At 61.7% G+C, this 23,287-nt stretch carries 22 protein-coding genes and 1 pseudogene; 21 read left to right on the top strand and 2 right to left on the bottom strand.

The window, feature by feature from the left end:
• The first annotated feature begins 8 nt into the window (after window positions 1-8).
• On the top strand, window positions 9-362 hold the full coding sequence (locus GA0061105_RS22375; RefSeq protein ID WP_064695502.1) for a DUF6867 family protein: 354 nt from the start codon (window positions 9-11) through the stop codon (window positions 360-362).
• 120 nt (window positions 363-482) lie between these two features.
• Window positions 483-1,604, top strand: a complete 1,122-nt coding sequence (locus GA0061105_RS22380; RefSeq protein ID WP_064695501.1) for a branched-chain amino acid ABC transporter substrate-binding protein — start codon at window positions 483-485, stop codon at window positions 1,602-1,604.
• Window positions 1,605-1,784: 180 nt separating this feature from the next.
• On the opposite strand, the gene GA0061105_RS22385 is transcribed toward GA0061105_RS22380, so the two are convergent.
• On the bottom strand, window positions 1,785-2,702 hold the full coding sequence (locus tag GA0061105_RS22385; protein WP_092752916.1) for a response regulator transcription factor: 918 nt from the start codon (window positions 2,700-2,702) through the stop codon (window positions 1,785-1,787).
• Window positions 2,695-6,078 carry a hybrid sensor histidine kinase/response regulator gene (locus GA0061105_RS22390; RefSeq protein ID WP_092752918.1) on the bottom strand — a complete coding sequence of 1,128 codons (3,384 nt, stop codon included), beginning with the start codon at window positions 6,076-6,078 and terminating at the stop codon, window positions 2,695-2,697. Before GA0061105_RS22390 ends, GA0061105_RS22385 begins: the two co-directional genes overlap by 8 nt.
• Before the next feature lie 179 nt (window positions 6,079-6,257).
• Between GA0061105_RS22390 and GA0061105_RS22395 the strand changes: the two genes are divergently transcribed.
• From GA0061105_RS22395 to ureG, 19 genes and pseudogenes are all read left to right on the top strand, one after another.
• A complete protein-coding gene (locus GA0061105_RS22395; protein WP_092752920.1) occupies window positions 6,258-8,159 on the top strand; it encodes an acid phosphatase in 1,902 nt (633 codons plus the stop codon).
• Between the two features lie 184 nt (window positions 8,160-8,343).
• Window positions 8,344-9,636: an urea ABC transporter substrate-binding protein gene (gene urtA / locus GA0061105_RS22400; protein WP_064695497.1), complete on the top strand. Its 1,293-nt coding sequence runs from the start codon at window positions 8,344-8,346 to the stop codon at window positions 9,634-9,636.
• Window positions 9,637-9,748: 112 nt separating this feature from the next.
• Window positions 9,749-11,374, top strand: a complete 1,626-nt coding sequence (gene urtB / locus GA0061105_RS22405) for an urea ABC transporter permease subunit UrtB (protein ID WP_092752922.1) — start codon at window positions 9,749-9,751, stop codon at window positions 11,372-11,374.
• Window positions 11,371-12,439 (top strand): annotated as a pseudogene (gene urtC / locus GA0061105_RS22410) (urea ABC transporter permease subunit UrtC); the annotation flags it as partial. The gene urtB and the pseudogene urtC, both read left to right, overlap by 4 nt.
• Before the next feature lie 100 nt (window positions 12,440-12,539).
• Window positions 12,540-13,295, top strand: coding sequence for an urea ABC transporter ATP-binding protein UrtD (gene urtD, locus GA0061105_RS22415; RefSeq protein WP_092753007.1), 756 nt, complete (start codon window positions 12,540-12,542; stop codon window positions 13,293-13,295).
• 76 nt (window positions 13,296-13,371) lie between these two features.
• On the top strand, window positions 13,372-13,890 hold the full coding sequence (locus GA0061105_RS22420) for a hypothetical protein (RefSeq protein WP_092752926.1): 519 nt from the start codon (window positions 13,372-13,374) through the stop codon (window positions 13,888-13,890).
• An 18-nt stretch (window positions 13,891-13,908) separates the two neighbouring features.
• On the top strand, window positions 13,909-14,604 hold the full coding sequence (gene urtE, locus GA0061105_RS22425; protein ID WP_092752928.1) for an urea ABC transporter ATP-binding subunit UrtE: 696 nt from the start codon (window positions 13,909-13,911) through the stop codon (window positions 14,602-14,604).
• 151 nt (window positions 14,605-14,755) lie between these two features.
• Window positions 14,756-15,577 (top strand): urease accessory protein UreD, encoded by an 822-nt coding sequence (locus tag GA0061105_RS22430; RefSeq protein ID WP_092752930.1) that lies wholly within the window; start codon window positions 14,756-14,758, stop codon window positions 15,575-15,577.
• A 28-nt stretch (window positions 15,578-15,605) separates the two neighbouring features.
• The gene (locus GA0061105_RS22435) at window positions 15,606-15,908 is read left to right on the top strand and encodes an urease subunit gamma (protein ID WP_064695492.1); all 303 of its coding nucleotides are present in this window, start codon (window positions 15,606-15,608) and stop codon (window positions 15,906-15,908) included.
• Window positions 15,909-15,917: 9 nt separating this feature from the next.
• Window positions 15,918-16,169 (top strand): DUF1272 domain-containing protein, encoded by a 252-nt coding sequence (locus tag GA0061105_RS22440; RefSeq protein ID WP_064695491.1) that lies wholly within the window; start codon window positions 15,918-15,920, stop codon window positions 16,167-16,169.
• Window positions 16,170-16,179: 10 nt separating this feature from the next.
• Entirely contained in the window at window positions 16,180-16,485 is a 306-nt protein-coding gene (locus tag GA0061105_RS22445; protein ID WP_003542314.1) for an urease subunit beta, read from the top strand.
• 11 nt (window positions 16,486-16,496) lie between these two features.
• Window positions 16,497-16,904, top strand: a complete 408-nt coding sequence (locus tag GA0061105_RS22450) for a lysozyme inhibitor LprI family protein (RefSeq protein WP_064695490.1) — start codon at window positions 16,497-16,499, stop codon at window positions 16,902-16,904.
• Between the two features lies 1 nt (window position 16,905).
• On the top strand, window positions 16,906-17,544 hold the full coding sequence (locus tag GA0061105_RS22455; protein ID WP_092752932.1) for a Urease operon accessory protein: 639 nt from the start codon (window positions 16,906-16,908) through the stop codon (window positions 17,542-17,544).
• 3 nt (window positions 17,545-17,547) lie between these two features.
• Window positions 17,548-19,260: an urease subunit alpha gene (ureC, locus tag GA0061105_RS22460; RefSeq protein WP_092752934.1), complete on the top strand. Its 1,713-nt coding sequence runs from the start codon at window positions 17,548-17,550 to the stop codon at window positions 19,258-19,260.
• A 32-nt stretch (window positions 19,261-19,292) separates the two neighbouring features.
• Window positions 19,293-19,964: a TIGR02117 family protein gene (locus tag GA0061105_RS22465; protein WP_092752936.1), complete on the top strand. Its 672-nt coding sequence runs from the start codon at window positions 19,293-19,295 to the stop codon at window positions 19,962-19,964.
• Between the two features lie 329 nt (window positions 19,965-20,293).
• The gene (locus GA0061105_RS22470) at window positions 20,294-21,157 is read left to right on the top strand and encodes a GGDEF domain-containing protein (protein ID WP_092752938.1); all 864 of its coding nucleotides are present in this window, start codon (window positions 20,294-20,296) and stop codon (window positions 21,155-21,157) included.
• Window positions 21,158-21,243: 86 nt separating this feature from the next.
• Window positions 21,244-21,858 carry an urease accessory protein UreE gene (gene ureE, locus GA0061105_RS22475; protein ID WP_092753009.1) on the top strand — a complete coding sequence of 205 codons (615 nt, stop codon included), beginning with the start codon at window positions 21,244-21,246 and terminating at the stop codon, window positions 21,856-21,858.
• Between the two features lie 6 nt (window positions 21,859-21,864).
• Window positions 21,865-22,536 carry an urease accessory protein UreF gene (locus tag GA0061105_RS22480; RefSeq protein ID WP_092752940.1) on the top strand — a complete coding sequence of 224 codons (672 nt, stop codon included), beginning with the start codon at window positions 21,865-21,867 and terminating at the stop codon, window positions 22,534-22,536.
• Window positions 22,537-22,625: 89 nt separating this feature from the next.
• The gene (gene ureG / locus GA0061105_RS22485) at window positions 22,626-23,237 is read left to right on the top strand and encodes an urease accessory protein UreG (protein ID WP_064695483.1); all 612 of its coding nucleotides are present in this window, start codon (window positions 22,626-22,628) and stop codon (window positions 23,235-23,237) included.
• Window positions 23,238-23,287 lie beyond the last annotated feature (50 nt).

Here is a 23,287-nt window from a genome sequence, read left to right on the forward strand (position 1 = left end):
AGTTTAACATGCAGGGACTTTTCTTCGAAACCGACGATGGCGTCCGGGTTGTCATTCGTGCCCTCGTCGTGCTGATCGGCTTCTGGACGGCCTGGCGAGCCGGCAAGGCGGTTGCGGACGGCTGGAACAATTATCCGCTCGCCGTTGTCTACACTTTCCTCCTTGCCTGGGCGATGCAGTTTCTGCACCATGCCCTGTTCAATGGGCCGATGCTCAGCGCCCTCTACTATGGCATCGATTTCGTGACGCTGCTGGTCTTCTCGACTGCCGGCTTCCGCTTTCGCCGCACCAATCAGATGGTCAACAACTATTACTGGCTGTACGAAAAAACTTCCGCGTTCTCGTGGAAAGACAAACATTGACAGCCCGTTGAAACTAGGCATGAATTGCCTTCAGAGTGGAACAGCTTTCCTGGCGCAGTCAATGGTGGGTAATGCGCCTGGCCTTGGACCGGAACCCGCCCAAAAATTGGGAGTAACAATATGAAGAAGTCTCTTCTGTCGGCAGTGGCTCTGACGGCGATGGTCGCCTTCAGCGGCAACGCCTGGGCCGACGTCCTCATCGCTGTCGCTGGTCCGCTGACCGGCCCGAACGCCGCTTTCGGCGCTCAGCTTCAGAAGGGTGCCGAGCAGGCGGCTGCTGACATCAACGCCGCCGGCGGCATCAATGGCGAGCAGATCAAGATCGAGCTCGGCGACGACGTCTCCGATCCGAAGCAGGGCATTTCGGTCGCCAACAAATTCGTTGCTGACGGCGTCAAGTTCGTCATCGGCCACTTCAACTCGGGCGTTTCCATCCCGGCTTCGGAAGTCTACGCCGAAAACGGCATTCTCGAAATCACCCCGGCCGCGACGAACCCGAAGTTCACCGAGCGCGGTCTCTGGAACACGTTCCGCACCTGCGGCCGTGACGACCAGCAGGGCGCCATTGCCGGCAAGTATCTTGCCGACCACTTCAAGGACGCCAAGATCGCTGTCGTTCATGACAAGACCCCTTACGGTCAGGGCCTTGCCGACGAAACCAAGAAGGCCATGAATGCCGCTGGTGTCACGGAAGCCATGTACGAAGGCATCAACGTCGGCGACAAGGACTTCTCGGCCCTCATCGCCAAGATGAAGGAAGCCGGCGTCTCCATCATCTATTGGGGCGGTCTGCACACCGAAGCCGGTCTCATCATCCGTCAGGCCGCTGACCAGGGCCTGAAGGCAACGCTGGTTTCGGGCGATGGTATCGTTTCGAACGAGCTGGCATCGATCGCTGGCGACGCCGTTGCCGGTACGCTGAACACCTTCGGCCCCGATCCGACGCTGAACCCGGCCAACAAGGAACTCGTCGAAAAGTTCAAGGCTGCCGGATTCAACCCTGAAGCCTACACGCTTTATTCCTACGCGGCGATGCAGGCGATCGCCGGTGCTGCCAAGGCTGCCGGTTCGCTCGATCCTGAAGCCGTCGCCACGGCGATGAAGGAAAAGGGTCCGTTCCCGACCGTTCTCGGTGACATCTCGTTCGATGAAAAGGGCGACCCGAAAATTCCTGGCTACATCATGTACGAATGGAAGAAGGGCGCGGACGGCAAGTACACATACGTCCCGCAAGGCATGTAAGTTTTACTTCCTTTCCAGGAATATGATCATTGAAGCCCGGTTTCCACCGGGCTTCTTTTTGGGTGGCACTTTAGTACCGCGCGGTGACGCGGCGCTGGCTTGCACGGATAGAGAAGTTGATTCTGCTGCCGCATGTCGGCGGTGCGGCGGAGACGCGAGCACGAAAGGCCTTCCGCTCCCTCACATCTCATGCAGCACATGCGTCGCCTTCACGGCGGCTGACGCCCGGTTTTCGACGCCGAGCTTCACATAGATCTGTTCGAGGTGTTTGTTCACTGTCCGCGCCGACAGTCCCAATATTTCGCCGATGTCCCGATTGGCCTTGCCTTTGGCGATCCAGAGCAGCACCTCGGATTCGCGCTGGGTGAGCGAAAAACGCTGGCGCAGCACTTCGTCATCGCTGCGTTGGCTGGCGGCGGTGAGGCGGAAGAGGTATTCGTCCGGGCCGATCGCGCCGAGGAAGGCGAGTTGCAGCGCCGCCTGGCCGGCATGGGTGACCGAGATAGTGCCGTCGCGCACTGCTGCCATGCGGTCGCGCATCCAGCCGGCGATTTGGCGGACGACGATCTCCATGCCGTCGTCGCTTCCCAAGGCGGCATTGACCAGCCGCGTCGCCTGCGGCGTTGACCAATGGATGGCGCCATCGCCCTTAACCGCCAGCAAATGGCGGCCGGCGGCGTCGAGTGCAATACGGGCGCTCTGGGTCGAGCGGGCATTGCGCAAGTGAACGCGGATGCGGGCCCGCAATTCGTCGATGTTGATTGGCTTACTGAGGTAGTCGACGCCGCCGGATTCCAGCGCATGCACGACATGCTCGGTTTCCGTCAGGCCGGTCATGAAGATGACCGGCACCTGGGCGACGGCGGAATTCGCCTTCAGCCTGCGGCAGGTCTCGAAGCCGTCCATCACAGGCATGACGGCGTCGAGCAGGATGAGATCGGGCGTGATCCGCTCGACGATGCCAAGTGCTGCGTTGCCCGAGGTGGCGATCAGCACGGAGAAGCCGGACTGTTCGAGCGCATCTGTCAGGAAGCCGAGCGCTTCGGGCGAGTCGTCGACGAGCAGAACGATGTCGCGAGGGAGGGCCGGCTCAGCCAATGGATTCCACCTTTTCGTCTAAGTCGTGCAGGAAGGTCATGAAGCCGGCCAGATCGAAGGCGGCCACATAGGGTCGAAGCGCCTCCGTGAATGGCCGATTTGTCTCCACCTTGGCAAGGTCGGAAAGCTTGGCATCAATGCCCCTGATGTAACCGATCTCGCCGAGCCGCAGCAATTCTTGCACATGGGCCGCACCCGGGCTCATCATCGGCGCGTCGGTTTTTGCAGGCGCGGCAGGTGCGTCATCGGCATAGGTCCAGTTCAGGCCGAGATGCAAAGCGAGCTTGTCGCGTAGCTGGCGGATGTCGACAGGCTTGCCGATCGCATCGTTGTGGCTGTCATCGCTGTCGCTCAGAACCGTCGAATCGCCGATATTGGCGGAAAGCATCATGACCGGTGCCGTCTGGCCGACTTCGCGCAGGCGCGAGACGAGCTGCCAGCCGCTCATCCCGGGCATCAGAATATCGACGAGGAAAAGATCGGGCATGATGCCGTCGATCAGCGTCAGGCACTCGGCGCCTCCTGCCGCCGTCAGCACGATGAAATCGAGCGGGGCCAGGATTTCGCGCATCATCTCGCGATGATCCTCATTGTCGTCGACGACGACGATCGTGCGGCGCGGACCGTCGTAACCGACGATGCGCTTTTCCTGTGGCGGGGCGGCGGCGCGCATGACCGCGGACAGCATCAGCCGCACGCGGAATACCGACCCTTCGTCCTTGACGCTCGAAACCGTTATCTCGCCGCCGAGCGTATTGGTCAGAAGCCGGGTGATGGTGAGGCCGAGACCGAGGCCCGGCATCGGCCGCACGCTGTCCGCCTCGCCGCGCTGGAAAGGCTCGTAGATGCGCGTGAGGTCCTTTTCGGCGATGCCGCGGCCGGTGTCGGTCACGGTGAAGGTCGCGACCTGGCTGCGATAGCCGACATCGAAGGTCACGTTGCCCTCGTCGGTGAATTTGATGGCGTTGGAGAGCAGGTTGACGAGGATCTGGCGCAGGCGCTTCTCGTCGGTGCGGACGAATTGCGGCAAGGCCGGCGAGCGATCATGCAGGAAGGCAAGCCCCTTTGCCTGCGCCTGCGGGCGGAACAGCTCGACGATCTGGTCGAGGAAGTCCTGGATGTTGATCTCGTTGGAATAGACCTGCAGGCGGCCTGCCTCGATCTTGGAAATGTCAAGCAGACCGTCGATCAGCCCGGAGAGATGTTCGGCGCTGCGGCGGATGACTTTGATCGAGGGTTGGCGCGGCGCCGGGATCGTCTCGTCGCGCTCCAGGATCTGGGCATAGCCGAGCACGGCATTCAGCGGCGTGCGCAGTTCATGGCTGAGGCCGACGACATAGCGGCTCTTGGCGCGGTTGGCCGCCTCGGCAGTCTCCTTGGCGTTCTGCAGGGCAGTATCGGTCTTCTTGTGGGCGGCGATTTCCTTGAGCAGCAGCGTGTTCTGGCGCGAGGATTCTTCCTCGGCGACGACGCGGCTGTCATGGGCGAGCACGTAGAACCAGCAGACCACGCCTGAAATCACCGAAAACACGAAGAAGACGATGAGGATGGTGCGATTGACCACCTCTGCCGTCTCGGGAGAGGCCGAGGCGACCTGATGGGCGATCATCGCCAGGATTGCGCCGATGGCGGTCAGCGCCAGAGCGACGGCGATGCCGTAGCGGCCAAGGCGCGTCGCAAGTTTACCGACAATGCTTTCCGGCAGCAGCGTCCTGGCGACGGTGGCGACCTGGGCGTTGAACCGGGCGGCCGGCTTGCACATGTCGTGGCAGCGGCTGTCGAGCGAGCAGCAGAGCGAGCAGATCGGCGCGGCATAGGCAGGGCACCAGGCCATATCCTCCGGCTCGAAGGGATGCTCGCAGACGGAGCAGGTGATGTTCGTCAGGTTCTTCCAGCTCTGTCGCGGCTTGCGTGCGAGGTAGAATTTCCCCTTCGTCGCCCAGGCGAGCGCCGGCGTGGCGATAAGCGCGATGACGAGAGTGATATAGGGGGCGAGCGAAGCGGCTGTCTCGCCGAGTGCGCCGAAGTGGGCGATCAGCGACACCGTCGCCGAGAGCGTCATGGCGCCGAGGCCGACGGGGTTGATGTCGTAGAGATGGGCGCGCTTGAACTCGATGCCGGGAGGGGCAAGCCCCAGCGGCTTGTTGATGAAGAGGTCGGCCGAGATCGTGCAGAGCCAGGCCATGGCGACGATCGAGAAGATACCGAGCGTCTCTTCCAGCAGCCGGTAGATGCCGAGCTCCATCAGAAGCAGAGCGATCGCGACGTTGAAAACAAGCCAGATGACGCGGCCGGGATGGCTGTGGGTCAGCCGCGAGAAAAAGTTCGACCAGGCAAGCGAGCCGGCATAGGCATTCATCACGTTGATCTTGAGCTGCGAGACGACGACGAAAGCGGCCATCAGCAGCAGGGCGGCATTCTGCCAGGGAACCATGTAGCCGAAGGCGGTCAGATACATCTGCGCCGGGTCGGCGGCGCGATCGAGGGGCACGCCCGAGGTGAATGTCAGCACGACGAGAAAGGAGCCGGCAAGCAGCTTCGGTGCGCCAATGATGACCCAGCCGGGACCGGCGAGGAAGACAGCGAGGCGATGGCGCCATTTGCGCTGCGGGACCGGCGGCAGGAAGCGCAGGAAATCGGCCTGTTCGCCGATCTGCGACATCAGCGCCAGGATGACGGCGGAGGCGGCGCCGAACTCGACCAGATCGAAGCCTGCTACAGTGCCGGGAGGGCCTGAGGCATGATGGATACCTGCGAAGGCGCGCCAGAGGTCGAATTTTTCCCAGTCCATGAATGCAATGAAGATAAAGGGCAGGATGTTCAGCACGATCCAGAAGGGCTGGGTCATCAGCTGGAACTTGCTGATCAGCCGCACGCCGTGCGTCACCAGCGGGATCACCATGACGGCGCTGATGATGTAGCCGATCCAGAGTGGAATGCCGAGGGTGAGTTCCAGTGCCCCGGACATGATCGAGGCCTCGATCGCAAACAGCATGAAGGTGAAGCTCGCATAGATCAGCGAGGTGATGGTCGAGCCGATATAACCGAAGCCGGCGCCGCGCGTCAGAAGATCGATGTCGACGCCGTGGCGGATGGCGTATCGACTGATCGGCCATCCGATCGCCAACATGGCGATCGAGGCGACGATGATGGCATAGAAGGCGTTGGTGGTGCCGTAGGAGAGGGTGATCGTGGCGCCGATCGCCTCCAGCGCCAGGAAGGAGATCGCGCCGATCGCCGTCTGTGAGATGCGCTCGGAAGAAAAATGCCGGGCGCTCTTTGCGGTGAAGCGCAACGCATAGTCTTCAAGCGTCTGATTGGCGACCCAGCGATTATATTCGCGTCTCACCGGAATGATGCGTTGGCGCGCTGTCATGCCCTCTTTCCGGCACTCTCGTTGGGCTCATCTTCTTCGCGGCAGTTTTGGCGGGATGGACGAGAAAGGCAAGAGGCGGAGGACTGGCGGATTCGCAGAACAGTAATATTTTTGAAACGGCTCTGTCACATAAGCGCTCTAACCCTCCCGCCATTCGTTCAATCATTTCGGGTATACCCATGTCTGTTTCAAAACTTTGCCGCCTGAGCACCGCTCTGGTCTGCCTCATTTCGATCGTGCCGTCGTTCGCCGTCGCCGAGCAGGCCGCGGCAGTGAAGGCGCCTTATATCGAGACCGGGAAGACCAATAAGCGCGGTGACGCCTGCTATTCGACAGTAGACACCAATGCCGCCGTCCACCTTCTCTCCGGCCTCCTCGAGGTCTGGACACCGCGCACGCCTTTCGTCGATGCCGGCGTAGAGGCGCCCGCCAAGGACAATTGCCCGGCAGTCGCCAAGACGGACTGGGACGGCATTCCCTTCAGCAAGACCGACGGCCATATCGTCAACAAGCTCGTCCATGATGCGAACATCGCTTATGCCGTGAAGGTCACGAAGGCGCGGACGGCTGAGCAGGCGGTTGCCGCCTATCTCGACGATCGTCGTGGCAAGAATGCCAGCATCGTCGATGGCCTCGGCCCGCTCACTGAGGCCTGGAAAGCAGGCTCCAAGCAGACGACCACGATCACCGAAGTGGCTGCCGACGCGGCGACTGTCAAATATGACGACAAGGGCAACAATCGCGGCGCCGGCAGCAAGCCGGAAACGGAAAATAAGACCGATGCCAATCCCGACATGGGCCTCGCCATCGACTTCATCAACGCCGCAAGCGGTGACGGCTCGACCGAGCCCGCCAAACGTTATTTCAAATATGCGCGTCCCTATCGCTGGAGCCAGGACGTCTCGGTCGTCCCGACGCTCGAGCCCGCCAAGAGCAGCAAGCCGGTCGAGGACGGCGGTTTCCCGAGCGGGCACACGGCGGAAGCCTGGCGGGATGGGCTTGCCATGGCTTATCTGGTGCCGCAGCGCTTTCAGGAAATGATCACGCGCGCCAGCGAACTAGGCGAAGACCGCATCCTTGCCGGCATGCATTCCCCCCTCGACGTCATGGGCGGCCGCATGCTCGGCACCGCCACGGTCGTCTATAATCTCAATAAGACCGACAATGCTGCGCTGAAGAGCGATGCTTACGCCCAGGCGCAGTCATGGCTGATCGCCAAGTCGGGTGTTGCGGATGCGGGTGCGCTCGAAGTCGCCGCTCATGCAGCGCCGCTTGCCGCAGATCGTTTCGCCGATCATGACGCGAACCGCACTTACGTGCTGCAGCGCCTGAGCTATGGCCTGCCGACGATCCATGCGACCGACCAGCCGGCCCGCGTGCCGCAGGGCGCCGAAGCGCTTCTCGAAACGCGTCTGCCCTATCTCGATGGCGAACAGCGCCGCGAGGTGCTGAGGACGACTGAAATCGCCTCGGGCTATCCGCTCCTAGACGACGCGGAAGGTTACGGCCGCCTCAACCTGTTTGCGGCCGCCGACGGCTATGGCGCTTTCGACCAGGATGTGACCGTGACGATGGATGCGGCCAAGGGAGGTTTCAATGCGATCGATAGCTGGCGCAACGACATCGGTGGCAAGGGCAGACTGGTGAAGCGCGGCCGCGGCACTCTAGGGCTATCAGGCGCCAACAGCTATGCCGGCGGCACAGTGCTGGAAGAGGGCGTGCTGGTGGCCGGCTCTTCCTCGGCCCTTGGTGCCGGCGGGCTGATGGTCAATGGTGGTTCGCTTATCGTGGCGGCGGACAAGCCGCTCACCGTGGGCGGCGAGTATCAGCAGCTCGCCGGCGCCAGCGCGAAGCTGACGCTTAATGTTGACGGCGCAGGCACGCTGGTGGTCGCCGGCAAGGCAACGCTCGCCGGCGATCTCGACGTGACGCTTGCCGATGGTTTTGCCCCGGCGTCCGGAACGAAGATCGAGATCCTGAAGGCTGCTGCCGTGAGCGGCACTTTCGGCAAGTTCACCATCTCCGGCCACAGGGCGACGCTTTCCTACGGCCCGACCTCGGTCACCCTGACGATCGACTGAATTTCCGCCGAACGGAAGGGCATCCTCTGTTGCGGGATGCCCTCGTTATTTGGCCCGCCTATTCGACCCCTGCACCTACGTCATTTTGCGTATGTGTTTTTGCCCTGCAGCACCCGATAGTCCCCTCGGCAACAGTTAATTTCCGTTTCCGGCCTGTTGCGGAACAAAAAGGGGATCAAACATTATGAATCTCAAATCTATCTTTACCGGCGCCGCACTTGGCGCCGTCATGGCGGCTTCGGCCGCCTTCCACGGCGCGGTGGCGGCCGAAGACACGATCAAGGTCGGCGTGCTGCATTCGCTTTCGGGCACGATGGCGATTTCCGAAACAACGCTGAAAGACGCCATGCTGATGCTCATCGACGAGCAGAACAAGAAGGGCGGCCTTCTCGGCAAGAAGCTCGAAGCCGTCGTCGTCGATCCGGCTTCCGACTGGCCGCTGTTCGCCGAAAAGGCACGCGAGCTGATCGAAAAGGACAAGGTCGCCGCCGTCTTCGGCTGCTGGACGTCGTCCTCGCGCAAATCGGTCCTGCCGGTTTTCGAAGAGCTGAACTCGCTGCTCTTCTATCCCGTGCAGTATGAAGGCGAGGAATCCTCGCGCAACATCTTCTATACGGGTGCAGCTCCGAACCAGCAGGCGATCCCGGCCGTCGACTACCTGATGAACACCGAAGGCGTGAAGCGCTTCGTGCTCGAAGGCACCGACTACGTCTATCCTCGCACGACCAACAAGATCCTCGCGGCCTACCTCGAATCCAAGGGCATTCCGAAGGAGGACATTCTCGTCAACTACACGCCGTTCGGCTTCTCCGACTGGCAGACCGAGGTCGCCAAGATCAAGGAATTCGGCTCGGCCGGCAAGAAGACCGCCGTCGTCTCCACCATCAACGGTGACGCCAACGTTCCCTTCTACAAGGAGCTCGGCAACCAGGGCATCAAGGCGACCGACATCCCGGTCGTCGCCTTCTCGGTCGGCGAAGAAGAGCTTGCCGGTCTCGACACCAAGCCGCTGGTCGGCCATCTCGCCGCCTGGAACTACTTCGAGTCCGTGGAAAGCCCGGCTAACAAGAAGTTCATCAAGGAATGGCATGCCTTCACCAAGAACGACAAGCGCGTGACCAACGACCCGATGGAAGCCGCTTATATCGGCTTCAACGCCTGGGTGAAGGCCGTCCAGGCCGCCGGCACCACCGATACGGATGCCGTTCTCGACAACATCATCGGCGTCACCGTTCCGAACCTTTCCGGCGGTTATGCCACCGTCATGCCGAACCACCACATCACCAAGCCGGTGCTGATCGGTGAAATCCAGGCCGACGGCCAGTTCGAAATCGTCCAGCAGACGCCGGCCGTCGTCGGTGACGAGTGGTCCGACTTCCTGCCCGACTCCAAGGACCTGATCTCCGATTGGCGCAAGCCTCTCGCCTGCGGCAACTTCAACGTTGCCACCGGCAAGTGCGGTGGCAAGGGCTCCTGAGGAGATCCCATCCGTTGACAGCCTGAAGACTTCCGTCCGGAGCTGATCCGGGCGGAAGCTCCGTCCTTACCGCTGCGCCGCAAGGCCGACGACCCTCAAGGCGAGAGAGCCGATGTTTCGCGCCATCAACATTCTTCTTCTATTATTTTGCCTGATGCTTTCGGGCCTGACGCTTTCGGTGACCGGTCTGCGTGCCGAAGGCGACGTGCGCGCTCTCGTCGATGCGCTCGGCATCGGCGGCTTTCCCGAGCGCGACGCGGCCATCCGGACGCTTGCCGCTTCCGGGGATACGCATGTCAGCCAGATTCTGCAGCAACTGAGCGACGGCAAGCTTTACGTCAATTCGGAGGGTGGTCCCGTTCTCGTTCAGGGCGGCACAGAAGACGAACCAACCTATTCCGATCCGATCACCGGCGAGGCGGTCGCCGATGTCGATCCTGACATGATGTCGAAGGTCAAGATCAACAATGCGCTGCGCACCACGATCACGACGATGATGAGCCAGCTGACGCTGCTGAGCCCGGATCGCGCCGCGCGGCTAGCAGCTGCCGAGGGCATGCTCAGGGATGCCGATCCCGCCAATCTCGACCTCCTGAATTCGGCTCTTTCGGCCGAGAAGGATGGCGAGATCAAAAACACGATGGAAGCGGCGCGGGCGGTGATGGTTCTGAAGAGCGATGCCGGCATCGAGGAGAAGGAGGCCGCGATCGATACGGTCGCCGCCCGCGGCGGCCGCAATGCGTTGACGATCCTGACGACCGCGATGGCGAGTGCGCCTGACGATCTGAAGCCCGTAATCCAGGCGGAGATCACTTCGATCAACCGCGACCTGGCGCTCTGGGATGTCGTCCAGAACGTCTGGTACGGCCTGTCGCTCGGCTCTGTCCTGCTGCTGGCCGCGATCGGCCTTGCCATCACCTTCGGCGTCATGGGCGTCATCAACATGGCACATGGCGAGATGGTGATGATCGGCGCCTACACGACCTACGTCGTGCAGGAAACGATCGCTTCGGCCTTCCCATCGCTTGCCGATTATTCGCTTGTTTTCGCGGTGCCGGCCGCCTTCATCTTCACCGGCTTCGTCGGCCTCGTTATCGAACGATCGGTAATCCGCTATCTCTACGGCCGGCCGCTGGAAACCCTGCTTGCCACCTGGGGCGTTTCGCTGATCCTGCAGCAGGCAATCCGCAGCTATTTCGGCCCGACCAATCGCGAGGTCCGCAATCCAAGCTGGATGTCCGGCGCCTTCGATTTCGGCGGTCTCGTCATCACCTGGAACCGGCTCTGGATCATCGTTTTCTCGCTGGTGGTATTCCTGACGCTCTTGATGCTGCTCAAGCGTTCTGCTTTCGGTCTGCAGATGCGGGCGGTGACGCAGAACCGGCGCATGGCCTCGTCGATGGGCATCCGCACCGGCTGGGTCGATGCCTTCACCTTCGCGCTCGGCTCCGGCATCGCCGGAATGGCCGGCGTGGCGCTCTCGCAGATCGACAATGTCTCGCCGAACCTCGGCCAGAACTACATCATCGACAGCTTCATGGTCGTCGTCTTCGGCGGCGTCGGCAATCTCTGGGGCACGCTCGTCGGCGCGCTATCGCTCGGCGTCGTCAACAAGTTCCTCGAGCCCTTCGCCGGCGCCGTCCTCGGCAAGATCCTGGTGCTCGTCCTCATCATTCTCTTCATCCAGAAGCGTCCGCGCGGGCTCTTCGCACTCAAAGGAAGGGCGGTGGAAGCATGATAACGGCCTTCCTTCTCCGGTCTCTCGATCGCAGGATCTCCTTCGCCGTCGCCCTGCTGCTGGCGATCGCCGTTCTTGTGCCGGTGCTGAACCTTGCGACCGGCCCCAGCCATCCGCTGCACGTGCCGACCTACATCATGGCACTATTCGGCAAGTATCTTACCTATGCGCTGCTGGCGCTGGCGCTCGATCTCGTCTGGGGCTTTTGCGGCATCCTTTCGCTCGGCCATGGCGCCTTCTTCGCGCTCGGCGGCTACGCGATGGGCATGTATCTGATGCGTCAGATCGGCTCGCGCGGCGTCTACGGCGATCCCATCCTGCCTGACTTCATGGTGTTCCTGAACTGGAAGGAGCTGCCCTGGTTTTGGTATGGCTTCGACCAGTTCTGGTTCGCGGCGCTGATGGTGCTCGCCGTACCCGGGCTGCTCGCCTTCGTCTTCGGTTGGTTCGCCTTCCGCTCGCGCGTCAACGGCGTCTATCTCTCGATCATCACCCAGGCGATGACCTACGCGCTGCTGCTTGCCTTCTTCCGCAACGACATGGGGTTCGGCGGCAATAACGGAATGACCGACTTCAAAGATATCCTCGGCTTCAACATCCAGGCCGACGGCACGCGCGCCAGCCTCTTTGCCGCGACCGCGATCTTCCTGGCGCTGTCGCTGACGATCGCCTCGGCAATCGTGCGCTCGAAATTCGGCAAGGTGCTCGTAGGCGTGCGCGATGCCGAAAGCCGCACGCGCTTCCTCGGCTACCGCGTCGAGCATTTCAAGCTCTTCACCTTCGTCGTCTCGGCGATGATGGCGGGTATTGCCGGCGCGCTCTACGTGCCGCAGGTCGGCATCATCAATCCCGGCGAGTTCGCGCCGGCCAATTCCATCGAAGTCGTCATCTGGACGGCGGTCGGGGGGCGGGGGACGCTGATCGGGCCGATCATCGGCGCGATCCTCGTGAATGGCGGCAAGACGATCTTTACCGGCCTCTTTCCGGAGTTCTGGCTGTTTGCGCTCGGCGGCCTCTTCGTCGCCGTGACGCTGTTCCTGCCGAAGGGCGTCGTCGGCACGATCTCGCACCATTTCGCCAACCGCAAGATCGTCTCCGAGCCTGCGTCGCCGTCGGCGCAGGAAGACGACATCGAGCCGAAAATCCAGGCAGCGGAGTGAGCACCATGATTCCCGACGTGAAACCCAACAGCGTGCTCTATCTCAGCGGCGTCTCCGTTTCCTTCGACGGCTTCAAGGCGCTGAACTCGCTCTCGATCGTCATCGAGCCCGGCGAGCTTCGCGCCATCATCGGCCCGAACGGCGCCGGCAAGACGACGATGATGGATATCATCACCGGCAAGACCAGGCCTGACGAAGGCGAAGTGTTTTTCAACGGCACCGTCGACCTCACCAAGAAGGATGAGGCGGATATCGCTCAGCTCGGCATCGGCCGCAAATTCCAGAAGCCGACGGTGTTCGAAAGCCATACGGTCTGGGACAATCTTGAACTGGCGCTCAATCGCCGCCGCTCGGTCTTTTCGACGCTGTTCTACCGGCTTTCCGGGGAGGACAGGGCGCGCATCGAGGAGATCCTGGAAACGGTGCGGCTGACGCAGCGGCGCAACGAACTGGCGGCCAATCTCTCGCACGGACAGAAGCAGTGGCTGGAGATCGGCATGCTGCTCGCACAGGAGCCGAAGCTGCTGCTCGTCGACGAGCCGGTGGCCGGCATGACGGATGCGGAAACGGCGGAAACGGCGATCCTGCTCAAGGATATCGCCAAGACCCGGTCGGTCGTCGTCGTCGAGCATGACATGGGCTTCATCCGCGACCTCGGCGTCAAGGTGACCTGCCTTGCAGAAGGCTCGGTGCTGGCGGAAGGCTCGATTGATTTCGTCAGTTCGGATCCGAAGGTGATCGAGAATTATCTGGGGCGGTGACCAGTGCAACTTAAAGGCTTGAACCCGACAACAGAACAAGCTCTAAAACGAGGGGGTTTTATCGTGGGGTTTCAGCATGGCTTTTCTCGGTATTCTGGTCGCCGCCGTCAGCGGCGCAGTCATCTGGTATTGGCGGTTCAAAATGGTGCGTGAGGCGGGAAACGAGATCATCGATTCCGTCGAGCGGATGCGGGGCGCTTATAAGCGCGGAAAGCGCCGCAAGCAGGCGGAGGCGGCGCCGCTGGCTTCGATCGCCGATCCGGCGATTGCGGCGGTAGCCTTCTTCTTCTGCCTTGCCAAGGAGAAGCCGATGTATGTCGATGCGGCGAAGAATGTCATCCGCAGCCGCATGAACGGGATCATCCGGCCGGGGGACATGGAAGAGGTTCTGGTTTTCGGCGACTGGGCTTCCAAGAATGTGACCAGCCCCGAAGATCCGATCCGCCGGTTCCGGGACCTTTGGATGAAGGCGCTCGACATGCAGGAGCGCCAGCAACTGATCGGCATTGCCGAAGACGTGGCCGCTGTCGGCGGTGAGAGAACGACGGAACAGGAGCACGCCCTGCAGACGCTGAGGCGCAGCCTTATGAACTGAAGGGGAATGGGTAAACGGATGCTGACAGTCGAAAACGCAAATCTACATTATGGCGCGGCGCAGGCACTGCGGGGCATCTCCATCAAGGCAGAGATGGGCAAGATCACCTGCGTGCTGGGCCGCAACGGCGTCGGCAAGAGTTCGCTGCTGCGCGCTGTCACCGGCCAGCACCCACTGTCAGCCGGCACCGTCACCTTCAACGATGCGCAGCTGAACGGCCTGCCGCCCTTTGCCCGCGCCCAAAAGGGCATCGGCTACGTGCCGCAGGGGCGTGAAATCTTTCCCCTGCTCACCGTCAAGGAAAATCTCGAAACCGGCTTTGCTCCGCTTAGCCGCCGTGACCGCAACATTCCCGACGACATCTTCAGCCTGTTCCCGGTGCTGAAGTCGATGCTGTCGCGACGCGGCGGCGATCTTTCCGGTGGGCAGCAGCAGCAACTGGCGATCGGGCGGGCCATGGTGACGCGGCCGAGGATCCTTGTGCTCGACGAGCCGACCGAGGGCATTCAGCCTTCGATCATCAAGGATATCGGCCGTGCGATTCGTTATCTCCGCGATTCCACCGGCATGGCGATCCTGCTCGTCGAGCAATATCTGGATTTCTGCCGGGAGCTTGCCGACTACGTCTACATCATGGATCGCGGTGAGATCGTGCATGAAGGGCTTGCCGAAACGCTGGACACGCCGGAGGCCCGCCGTCACCTGACCGTCTGACGGGCAGATGCCGCGTTTTGCGGCAGTGGTGGCGGCGCTTCGCCAATCTCCCGCACACATCGCGGCGTGTTCCGGGCGGCATGGGAATTGCTTGCTTTCCGCTACCCGCGCGATGGAATAAAAAGCGGTGGAGCGACCGAAAGGGACGATATTGACGATTGCGGCGGCTAGCACGAGACCGCAAAGAGCGGAGGGACGCGGGCATCTGGCAGCAAGGCTGCTCGATGGCCGCACGCGCATCCGCGAGCTCTATCAGGAGGGCGCGGCGAAGATCCGCCTGCCCGATACGTTCGATGCCTCGATGGAAGCCGTCATCATCAATACATCAGGCGGGCTGACCGGCGGCGACCGGATGGATTGGAGCGTCGTTGCCGGTGCCGGCACGAAGATCGATGTCACCACCCAGGCCTGCGAGAAGATCTATAAGGCATCGGCTGGAACCGCCGAGGTGACGACCCGCATCGAAGTTGGAGCGGGAGCGCGCGTCGACTGGCTGCCGCAGGAGACGATCCTCTTCGACCGGGCGTCACTTTTCCGCCGGCTCGATGTCGATCTCGACGAACGCGCCGAATTCCTGGCCGTCGAGGCGGTGCTGCTCGGCCGCAAGGCGATGGGCGAGGCGGTGAAGACCGGGCTCTTTCGTGACCGCTGGCGTATTCGCCGTTCGGGCCGATTGATCCATGCCGAGGAACTCAAGCTTTCCGAAGGTATTTCGGCGCTGGCTGCGCGTCAGGCGGTTCTTGGCGGACAAGTGGCCTTTGCGACGCTGCTTTACGCCGGGCCGCTGGCGGAGGCCTATCTCCTCAAAGTGCGGCCGCTCGTCGAAGGGCCGATGGGTGGTGCAAGCGCCTGGAACGACAAGCTAGTCGTTCGCCTTGCGGCAGCCGACGGATTCTCGCTCAGAAAAATCCTGATCCCGGTCATTTCCACATTGCGCAATGGTGCGCCTGTGCCGAAAGTCTGGAATCTATGAATTCAAGCACGAAGCAGATGGGCACGTAATGAACCTCACTCCGAGAGAAAAAGACAAGCTGCTGATATCGATGGCGGCGATGGTGGCGCGGCGGCGGCTGGAGCGCGGCGTCAAGCTGAACTATCCCGAGGCGATCGCGCTGATCAGCGATTTCGTCGTCGAAGGCGCCCGCGACGGCCGTCCGGTGGCCGAGTTGATGGAAGCCGGCGCCCATGTGATTGGGCGCGACCAGGTGATGGAGGGCGTCGCCGAGATGATCCACGACGTGCAGGTGGAGGCGACCTTCCCCGATGGTACCAAACTCGTCACCGTGCACGAACCGATCCGGTAGGGAGAGAAAATGCTGGAACTCAGGCCCAATTGCGAATGCTGCGACAAGGATTTGCCGCCGGAGAGCGGCGAGGCCAGGATCTGCACCTATGAATGCACGTTCTGCGCCGATTGCGTGGACAATGTGCTGAAGGGCGCCTGCCCGAATTGCGGCGGCAATCTCGTCGCGAGGCCCATCCGGCCGGCGGTCATGCTCGCCAAACATCCGGCCTCGACGAAACGTGTGCTGAAGGCCGAGGGCTGTGCGCCCAAGGCGGCTTAGGGAGAACTTTATGATTCCGGGCGAAATCATTGCCGCCAGCGGCGACATCGAACTCAATGCCGGCGCGCCGACGGTGACGCTGGAGGTTTCCAATACCGGCGACCGGCCGGTACAGGTCGGCAGCCACTATCACTTCGCCGAAACCAATGCCGGGCTTTCCTTCGACCGCGCGGCGGCGCATGGCAAGCGGCTCGATATTCCGGCCGGAACGGCGGTGCGCTTCGAGCCGGGGCAGACGCGCTCGGTGACGCTGATCCCGCTTTCCGGCAAGCGCGAGGTTTACGGCTTTCGTCAGCTGGTAATGGGCAAGCTTTAACGGGAGGCTGCATGCGTTTGAAGATTTGCCTCATCGGGGCGGCGATGCTGCTGGCTTCAAGTGCGGCCTCGGCCCAGGATATCGATTGCCAGAATCCCAAGACGCAGTCGGACATGACTTCCTGTGAGGTCGCGCGTCATGAGACAGCCGACAAGGCGCTGAACGAGCAATACAAGAAGACGCGCGCCGCCATGGTGGCGATCGACAAGGATCTGGACGGCGACAAGAAGGGCGCGGAAAAGGCGCTGGTCAAGGCCCAGCGCGCCTGGATCGATTATCGCGACGCCCAATGCGACGCCTTCGGCTTTCAGGCCCGCGGCGGCACGATGGAGCCGATGCTGGTCGCCGGATGCCTTGCCGAAGAGACGGATAAACGCACGAAAGAGCTGAAACAGCTCGAAGACACGATGAGCAACTAGGGTGATCAAAAAGATCGTAATCGTCGGCAATGGCGAGGTCGGGGAAGGACAGGCAGGCATCATCGATGCCGCCGATTTCGTCATCCGCTTCAACGATTGCCGCTCCTACGGCACCGGTGGCAGCCGCACGGATGCCGTCGCGGTCTGCAATACCGGCCGGCCGGCAAAGGCAATGCTCGGCTCGCCCGAGTGGCTCGCCCATCCTGGCGTCGTTGCGGCGCGCGAAATCTGGAGCGTGCGCGACCCGGAAAAATTTGCCGCGATGCGGGCGCCGCTTGCCGTCTCGCATCCTGATCTCGACGATTTCTGTGACGACTATACGGCTGCATTCAGCACTTTCTGTGCCGAGACCCGCAAAGCGCATATCGTCATCGAAAAATCCGTTCATGAGTCCCTAGACGCGTCGCTTTCTGCTTTTGCGCCTGCGCCCTATGTCGTGCCGAGCAGCGGCATGGTCGTCATTGCCGAGGTGCTGAGCAAATTGGCAGAGGCCGAGGTGATGTTGGCCGGCTTCGGTCATGCCGGCTGGGAATGGCACCCGTTCGCGGCTGAAAGGCAATTGGTCGATAGCTATATCGCCGCTGGCCGGCTCGCCCGGCTCAGCGGAAAAATACTTGTTTCTTCCTTCCAAGGAGCCTGATGGATGCCCTACAAGATCTCGCGCGCCGCCTATGCCGGCATGTTCGGACCGACCACCGGCGATAAGGTGCGCCTTGCCGATACGGAGCTCTTCATCGAGATCGAGAAAGATTTCACCACCTATGGTGAGGAGGTTAAGTTCGGCGGCGGCAAGGTGATCCGCGACGGCATGGGCCAGAGCCAGGTGACGCGGGCGGACGGCGCGGTCGATACCGTCATCACCAATGCGGTGATCGTCGATCATTCGGGCATCTACAAGGCCGATATCGGGCTCAAGAACGGCCGGATCGTCGCGATCGGCAAGGCGGGCAATCCCGATATGCAGCCGGGCGTCAATATCATCGTCGGTCCGGGCACGGAGGCGATCGCCGCCGAAGGCAAGATCGTCACCGCCGGCGGCATGGACAGCCATATCCATTTCATCGCGCCGCAGCAGATCGAAGAAGCGCTGATGTCCGGCATGACCTGCATGCTCGGGGGCGGCACTGGGCCGGCGCATGGCACGCTCGCCACGACCTGCACGCCCGGTCCCTGGCATCTCGCCCGCATGATCGAGGCGGCGGACGCCTTCCCGATGAACCTTGCCTTTGCCGGCAAGGGCAATGCCTCGCTGCCGGGCGCATTGACTGAAATGGTGCTGGCCGGCGCCACCTCGCTGAAGCTGCACGAGGATTGGGGCACGACGCCCGGTACCATCGATTGCTGCCTTTCGGTCGCCGACGAATACGACGTGCAGGTGATGATCCACACCGATACGCTGAACGAAAGCGGCTTCGTCGAGGATACGATTGGCGCCATCAAGGGCCGCACCATCCATGCCTTCCACACGGAAGGGGCGGGCGGCGGGCATGCGCCCGATATCATCAAGATCTGCGGCCAGCCGAACGTCATCCCGTCGTCTACCAATCCGACGCGACCCTATACGGTCAACACCATCGCCGAGCACCTCGACATGCTGATGGTCTGCCATCACCTGTCGCCGTCGATCCCTGAGGATATCGCCTTTGCCGAAAGCCGTATCCGCAAGGAGACGATCGCCGCCGAAGACATCCTTCATGATATCGGCGCCTTCTCGATCATTTCATCCGACAGCCAGGCCATGGGCCGCGTCGGCGAGGTGGCGATCCGAACCTGGCAGACGGCAGACAAGATGAAGCGCCAGCGCGGCCGGCTTAAGGAGGAAAACGGCGATAACGACAATTTCCGCGTTCGCCGCTATATCGCCAAATACACAATCAATCCGGCCATCGCACATGGTCTCAGCCATGAGATCGGCTCGGTCGAGATCGGCAAGCGCGCCGACCTCGTGCTCTGGAATCCGGCCTTCTTCGGTGTGAAGCCAGACATGGTGCTGCTCGGCGGCTCGATCGCCGCCGCCCCCATGGGCGATCCGAATGCCTCGATCCCGACGCCACAGCCGGTGCACTACCGGCCGATGTTCGCCTCCTATGGCAAGAGCCTCACCAATTCCTCGGTCACCTTCGTCAGCCAGGCCTCGCTCGATGCCGGCCTGAAGGGCCGGCTCGGGGTCGCTAAGGAATTGGTGGCGGTGAAGAATACGCGCGGCGGCATCTCCAAGGCGTCGATGATCCACAATGACCTGACCCCGGAGATCGAAGTCGATCCGGAGACCTATGAAGTCAGGGCAAACGGCGAATTGCTGACCTGCGAACCGGCGACGGTGCTGCCGATGGCGCAGCGCTATTTCCTGTTTTAGGTCTGATCATCCTTGCGCGCCTGATGACTGCGATGAGAACAGGCATCCGCTGGCTGGTGCGGACCGTATTCCTGCTGGTGTTTCTGGCAGCCTGTGGAACCGTCATTCCCCGGCCGCTGATCGCGCCCGTCAAGGCGTCTTCCGCGTCGTCGATCCATAGGATTCTTCTGCTGTCGGGGCCGATCCATACCGATATCGCCATTCCGCTCGATGAAGAAACGCGGGCGGCCTTTTCCTTCCTCGACGCTCCCGATTTTCCGCTCGGCCATCCGGATGCGGAATGGCTCGTGGTCGGCTGGGGTGGCCGTGCTTTCTACCTGGAAACTCCGAGCTGGGCGGAGCTGAAGCCGCTGCCGATGCTGCGGGCGCTGACGATCGACCGTTCGGTGCTGCATGTGGGTCTCGCCGGCCATATCACCGAGCCGCAGCCATCTGTGACGGCATTCGATATCAGTGACGACCAAATGGCGCGGCTGCTCCATTTTGTCTCGGACAGCTTCCTTCGCAACGCGGGCGAGATCGCGCCGATCGCGGATGCGGGTTACGGGGAGATCGATCGGTTCTTTGACGCCAAGGGCTATTTCAACGCCCTGTTCGGCTGCACCACCTGGACTGCGGCAGCACTCCGTTCGGCCGGGCTTCGGACCGGTCTATGGAACCCGCTTCCACAATCATTGCGATTGTCTGTTGATGTCTACAATTGACGCAGCTACCGACCACTCCGCTCTTAAACTGCATTGTCGACAATACTCTCGATTCGGTTGTAAAAATCCCCGGGAAAACGAATGTTTTATCGAGCTAAACCATTCTGGAACAGCTCTATCGCGTGGACGAAAAAACACTAGTATTATCAAGCAACTAGGCTTCTCGGTGAGGTGTATGATGCAGGGATATGGCGATTGCATCCCCTGCTAGAAAAAATCAGAGTGCTGAATCGTTTGAACCGCTCGAATTTTAACGAACCGGTTAAGACACCCGCAGCAATTGGGCTTCTATCAATGCCTTGAAACGCCGGGCAGGAAGGTCGATTCTCATGAGAAACTGGATGTCGCTGCAGGCCGATTTCGACAATTTTCAATATCGCAGGAACGTCTATGTCTTTGCGTTGAAGATGAGCTTTCTGGCCGTCATTCTCTCTGGCGTGATCATCGCCCTGACGATACCGCCGCTCGGTTTTCTCGGGCTGCTGCCGGTGACGCTTTCGCATGCGATCGGCTTCGGCGCCATTTTTTCCTGGCTTGTCGGCGGCACGGTTTCCGGCATGTTGTCGCTGGCGGCGGGTTTTACGATGCGTGAGCTGACGCTGTCGCGGGCGGAGTTCGAAAAGCTCAGCCGCACCGATACGCTCTCCGGCTTGTTGAACCGCCGTGCCTTCACGGAGGCAGTGGATCGGATCGAAGGGGATGCCTCGCTCGTCATCTTCGACGTCGACCGCTTCAAGGCTATCAACGATCGCTTCGGCCATGCCTGCGGCGATGCCGTCATTACGGCGGTGTCTGCGGTGCTGACCTCCGCCTTTGACGAACTGTCCGTCGTCGCGCGGCTCGGCGGCGAGGAATTCGGCGTCATCGTCTGCGGTGAGCCGCTGGAGGAACGGCTAGAAAGGATCCAGGCTGTGCGGGCGAGGATCGCCGGCAGGCCGATCGTGGCGGAGGGGCATCATATCTCCATCACCATTTCCGGCGGCGTGGCCGATTTCATTCCCGGGCGCAACAAGCAACAGGTCTACGCCTCGGCGGACCGAGCGCTTTATCTTTCCAAGGCGCTCGGACGCAATCGCGTCGTGCACGAGCGGGAGGGCTTGCATCATGCCTGGCATGGGCTTGCGGAAAGCCGTCCCGACGCCGAGGGCAGGGGGCTGGGCAGCGACAACGTGATGCAGGCCTATGGAATATAAAAGCCGGTCTCCCAACGAAAGGCCATTGGTGCTTGCATCGGGAAAGGCTATTTTGCATGGTCGTCGTCTATCAAAACGGACATATCATGCAGCGCGTCACCTCCTATCTTCCTGCCGGAACCCCTTCCTCCCACCCGACCGCCCAGGTCAAGCTGCCGCATGATTTGCGCCATCTGCGCCGCAAGCTACTGCATCTGGAAAATGGCGAGATGGTCATGCTCGACCTCAAGGATCCGGTGCTTTTCGCCGATGGCGACCTTCTCGTGCGTGAGGATGGGGAACTGATCGAGATCCTCGCGGCCGACGAGAAGCTCTTTGAAATTCGCGGACGCAACCGCACGCATCTGGTCGAGCTTGCCTGGCATCTCGGCAACCGTCATCTGGCCGCACAGATCGAGGAAAACCGCATCGTCATCCTGCGCGACCATGTTATCCGCTCCATGCTGCAAGGGCTCGGCGCCACCGTCCTCGACATCGAGGAGCCCTTCCAGCCGGCGCGCGGAGCCTATCACTCGCACGGCGGACATTCACATGATCACGCGCATGCCCAGCATGACCACGGGCACGATCATAACGATGGTCATGACCACAAACATGATCACGGCCATGACCACGTGCATGGACCGGGATGTAATCATGACCATGACCACGGGCGGGATCACGATCACGACCACGGGCATCACGGCCACAAGCACGACTGAGGCTAGATGACCGGGGATTCTGAGCTGCAGGCATTGCTGCGCCTAACGGCATGGCTCTCGCCGGCCTTTCCGATCGGCGGTTTTGCCTATTCCGGCGGGCTGGAGCGCGCGGTGGCTGACGGGCTCGTCACCGATGCCGCCTCGCTTGCTGCCTGGATCGGCACGCTGATCGGCCATGGCTCGGTCTGGAACGATGCCGTGCTTCTGGCTGAGAGCCATAGGTGCCATTCGGAACCGGAGCGCCTTGCCGAGGTCGCCGCACTTGCCGAGGCGCTTGCCGGATCGCGTGAGCGCCATCAGGAAACCACGCTGCTCGGTGAGGCCTTCCTCGCGGCGGCGCGGGCCTGGCCGGACGAGGTTTTCGAAAAACTGCCTGGCAGGGCCGCCTATCCCATCGCAATCGGAGCGGTTGCGGGCGCCCATCGCATAGGGCCCGAGAAGGTGCTCGCGGTCTTCCTGCATGCCTATACCTCGCAAGCGATCTCAGCAGGCATCCGCCTTGGCGTCGCCGGGCAGGCGAGTGGCGTTGCCATGCTTGCCGCTCTTGAAGAGCATATTGCCGAGGTCGCGCGGCGGGCGGCAGGCTCGACGCTCGACGATCTCGGTTCGGCGACGGTTCAGGCCGATATAGCCAGCCTGCGTCACGAAACTCAAACTACGCGGCTTTTCCGCTCGTAGTGGACCAAATTATCCGTGTGACTGCGTCATTTGACGGTGGCGCACGCCGATGGCGTGGCTATCATCGGGATCCTATTGGAGTGAAACACATGAAATCAAGAAACGGACCTTTGCGCGTCGGCATCGGCGGGCCGGTCGGCTCGGGCAAGACGGCGCTGACCGAAAAGCTCTGCAAGGCGATGCGTGACGACTATTCCGTCGCCGTCGTCACCAACGACATCTACACGACCGAGGATGCGGAGGCGCTGGTGCGCATGCAGGCATTGCCTTCGGACCGCATCGTCGGCGTCGAGACCGGTGGCTGCCCGCACACCGCGATCCGCGAGGACGCGACGATCAATCTTCAGGCGATCGCGAGCCTCAATGCGCGGATCCCCGATCTCGACGTCGTCTTCATCGAATCCGGCGGCGATAATCTGGCGGCGACCTTTTCGCCCGACCTTGCCGATATCACCATCTATGTCATCTCCGTCTGCCAGGGCGAGGAAATCCCGCGTAAAGGTGGGCCTGGTATTACCCGCTCCGACCTGCTCGTCATCAACAAAAAGGATCTGGCACCCTATGTCGGCGCCGATCTCGATGTGATGGACCGGGACGCGACCCGCATGCGGGCAAGCCGGCCCTTCGTCTTTTCCGACATGAAGCGCGGCGACGGCGTCAGCTCTATCGTCAGTTTTCTGAGGGAGCAGGGCGGGCTCTGAGGGCAAGTCCGCCGCCGGAGGCTGATGTCGCACACGGCGAGGATGGCCAA

This window comes from Rhizobium aethiopicum (assembly GCF_900094625.1).
Taxonomy (GTDB): domain Bacteria; phylum Pseudomonadota; class Alphaproteobacteria; order Rhizobiales; family Rhizobiaceae; genus Rhizobium; species Rhizobium aethiopicum.

What these genes read in the sequence shown, in the direction of transcription:
- GA0061105_RS22465 (WP_092752936.1), top strand. Translation starts at nt 19,293, where the DNA reads ATGAGAACAGGCATCCGCTGGCTGGTGCGGACCGTATTCCTGCTGGTG.
- ureC (WP_092752934.1), top strand. Translation starts at nt 17,548, where the DNA reads ATGCCCTACAAGATCTCGCGCGCCGCCTATGCCGGCATGTTCGGACCG.
- GA0061105_RS22470 (WP_092752938.1), top strand. Translation starts at nt 20,294, where the DNA reads ATGAGAAACTGGATGTCGCTGCAGGCCGATTTCGACAATTTTCAATAT.
- urtD (WP_092753007.1), top strand. Translation starts at nt 12,540, where the DNA reads ATGATTCCCGACGTGAAACCCAACAGCGTGCTCTATCTCAGCGGCGTC.
- urtA (WP_064695497.1), top strand. Translation starts at nt 8,344, where the DNA reads ATGAATCTCAAATCTATCTTTACCGGCGCCGCACTTGGCGCCGTCATG.
- GA0061105_RS22440 (WP_064695491.1), top strand. Translation starts at nt 15,918, where the DNA reads ATGCTGGAACTCAGGCCCAATTGCGAATGCTGCGACAAGGATTTGCCG.
- GA0061105_RS22395 (WP_092752920.1), top strand. Translation starts at nt 6,258, where the DNA reads ATGTCTGTTTCAAAACTTTGCCGCCTGAGCACCGCTCTGGTCTGCCTC.
- ureE (WP_092753009.1), top strand. Translation starts at nt 21,244, where the DNA reads ATGCAGCGCGTCACCTCCTATCTTCCTGCCGGAACCCCTTCCTCCCAC.
- GA0061105_RS22375 (WP_064695502.1), top strand. Translation starts at nt 9, where the DNA reads ATGCAGGGACTTTTCTTCGAAACCGACGATGGCGTCCGGGTTGTCATT.
- GA0061105_RS22435 (WP_064695492.1), top strand. Translation starts at nt 15,606, where the DNA reads ATGAACCTCACTCCGAGAGAAAAAGACAAGCTGCTGATATCGATGGCG.
- urtB (WP_092752922.1), top strand. Translation starts at nt 9,749, where the DNA reads ATGTTTCGCGCCATCAACATTCTTCTTCTATTATTTTGCCTGATGCTT.
- GA0061105_RS22450 (WP_064695490.1), top strand. Translation starts at nt 16,497, where the DNA reads ATGCGTTTGAAGATTTGCCTCATCGGGGCGGCGATGCTGCTGGCTTCA.
- GA0061105_RS22390 (WP_092752918.1), bottom strand. Translation starts at nt 6,078, where the DNA reads ATGACAGCGCGCCAACGCATCATTCCGGTGAGACGCGAATATAATCGC.
- urtE (WP_092752928.1), top strand. Translation starts at nt 13,909, where the DNA reads ATGCTGACAGTCGAAAACGCAAATCTACATTATGGCGCGGCGCAGGCA.
- ureG (WP_064695483.1), top strand. Translation starts at nt 22,626, where the DNA reads ATGAAATCAAGAAACGGACCTTTGCGCGTCGGCATCGGCGGGCCGGTC.
- GA0061105_RS22420 (WP_092752926.1), top strand. Translation starts at nt 13,372, where the DNA reads ATGGCTTTTCTCGGTATTCTGGTCGCCGCCGTCAGCGGCGCAGTCATC.
- GA0061105_RS22380 (WP_064695501.1), top strand. Translation starts at nt 483, where the DNA reads ATGAAGAAGTCTCTTCTGTCGGCAGTGGCTCTGACGGCGATGGTCGCC.
- GA0061105_RS22480 (WP_092752940.1), top strand. Translation starts at nt 21,865, where the DNA reads ATGACCGGGGATTCTGAGCTGCAGGCATTGCTGCGCCTAACGGCATGG.
- GA0061105_RS22445 (WP_003542314.1), top strand. Translation starts at nt 16,180, where the DNA reads ATGATTCCGGGCGAAATCATTGCCGCCAGCGGCGACATCGAACTCAAT.